Origin of the sequence: Terriglobus sp. YAF25, from assembly GCF_052113305.1 — a bacterium.
GTDB lineage: Bacteria > Acidobacteriota > Terriglobia > Terriglobales > Acidobacteriaceae > Terriglobus.
On the sequence record NZ_JBFRCY010000803.1, the window covers coordinates 1 to 1975 of the forward strand.

2 protein-coding genes are annotated in these 1975 nt (G+C 59.3%); both read right to left on the reverse strand.

What is annotated here, in order from left to right; all coding sequences use genetic code 11:
• Positions 1 to 251 precede the first annotated feature (251 nt).
• Positions 252 to 926 (reverse strand): CDP-diacylglycerol--glycerol-3-phosphate 3-phosphatidyltransferase, encoded by a 675-nt coding sequence (pgsA, locus tag AB4043_RS23905; RefSeq protein WP_442300650.1) that lies wholly within the window; start codon positions 924 to 926, stop codon positions 252 to 254.
• A gap of 85 nt (positions 927 to 1011) precedes the next feature.
• The coding region (locus tag AB4043_RS23910; protein ID WP_442308303.1) for a Glu/Leu/Phe/Val family dehydrogenase at positions 1012 to 1975 on the reverse strand (964 nt) is incomplete at its 5' end.

Consider the following 1975-nt stretch of genomic DNA (forward strand, 5'->3'; position numbering starts at 1 on the left):
ACAAAGACCTCATGCTAGCCTCAACCTACGCCCGCCCATCAGCAGGCTCCAGATGTCAACAACCTCTTGACCTCCTACAGGTGCCCCACCCTCACAACGTTAGGGTGGGTTCGGGATTACCCCAGAATTTCAGCAAACACGATTCGAGCTACGCTCGAACGGCCCATGTCCCCGAGGGGCACCACCCCAACGAACAAGTTCGTTGGGGACCCCGGACATGGGGCACCCGCTTTGTGGCTCAGCAGAACGAGTTAGCTGGCTCGCTGGGGACCTGAGGCGCTGGGAAGGATCTTCTTCTTTTTGCGGCTGAGGACGAAGGAGCGGCGCTTGCGGCGAATCTCGGACTTGGTATCGATCTTCTTCCAGAAGCCGACGAAGTAGTCCACGGCGGAGATGATCGAGACGATGGCCATCCAGTAGATTGCGGTGATGGCGACCAGGTGCCAGTCGAAGATGAAGCCGTAGATATTCCAGGTCTGCCAGCCATGGTTCATGATGGCGGCCGTAACGCTGACGATCTGGAGCACGGTCTTGAGCTTGCCGATCTCGCTGGCCTCGATGGTGAAACCCTCAGTGGAGGCGATGGAGCGCAGTCCGTTGACCAGAAATTCGCGGCCAATGACCAGGACGGCGATCCAGGCTTTCACGACGGAAGGCGTGTAGCTGACCAGACAGATGTATCCCGATGTGATCAGAAGTTTGTCTGCCAGAGGGTCGAGCAGTATGCCGAGCGTGGTGACCTGGCCTCGTCGCCGGGCGAGATAGCCGTCGACGCCATCGGTGATGGAGGCGAGGATGAAGATAATCGAGGCGGTGATCTCCTGCACACCAGGAAGGTCTTTCCAGGGAAAGACCGGAGACAACGCCCAGATGAGCAGCGGCACGCTGGCAATGCGGCTCATCGTGATGGAGTTCGGGAGATTCACGACAACCCTATTCTAGTCACTCGCCGGGGATTGCCGCCAAGCAAAACAGTGGATCGCAGGGTCCACTGTTTTGCCGGGAGAGACATCAGGCGTAGATGCCGCGCTGGCGGATGTTGTAGGCAACGCGATCGATAGCCAGCATGTAGGCTGCGAGGCGGTTGTTGACGTTGTGAGCCTGGGCATAGCGGACGACGTCCGCGAAGCTTTCGGCCATGGTTTTGTCGAGGCGGGCATTGACTTCTTCTTCCGTCCAGAAGAAGCCCATGCGGTCCTGGACCCATTCGAAGTAGCTGGTGGTGACACCGCCGGCATTGGCCATGATGTCAGGAATGACGAAGACTTTCTTGTCGGCGAGGATTTCGTCGGCGATGGGGGTGGTGGGGCCGTTGGCTCCCTCGCAGAGGATGCGGGCCTGGATCCGTTCGGCATTGCGGCTGGTGATGACGTTCTCGGTCGCTGCTGGAAGAAGGATGTCGGTCTTCCATGTGAGCAGTTCCAGAGGATCGATGGCTTCGGCCTCCTTGAATCCGACGACGGTGCCAGCCTGCTGCTTGTACTTCAGCAGGCCATGGATATCGATGCCGTTGGCGTTGTAGAGGCCGCCGTCGTGCTCGGCGATACCGATCACCTTGTAGCCCTTCTCAGAGAGCAGTTTGGCGGCGTTGGAGCCGACGTTGCCGAAACCCTGCACAATGACCTTGCAGCCTTCGCAGGCAATGCCAAGGTGCTTCAGCGCTTCATCGCAGACGACGCTGAGGCCGCGTCCGGTAGCGGCGGTGCGGCCGCGAGAGCCGCCGATGTTCACCGGCTTGCCGGTGACGACAGCGGTCACGGTCTGACGCATGTGCATAGAGTAGGTATCCATGATCCAGGCCATGGTCTGCTCGTTGGTGTTGATGTCCGGAGCGGGAATGTCCTTTTCAGGACCAATAAATTCGATCAGTTCCGCGGTAAAGCGTCGGGTGAGCCGTTCGAGCTCGCCCTGACTCATCTTGTGCGGGTCGCAGATAACGCCGCCTTTGGCGCCACCGAAGGGAATGTTGACGACG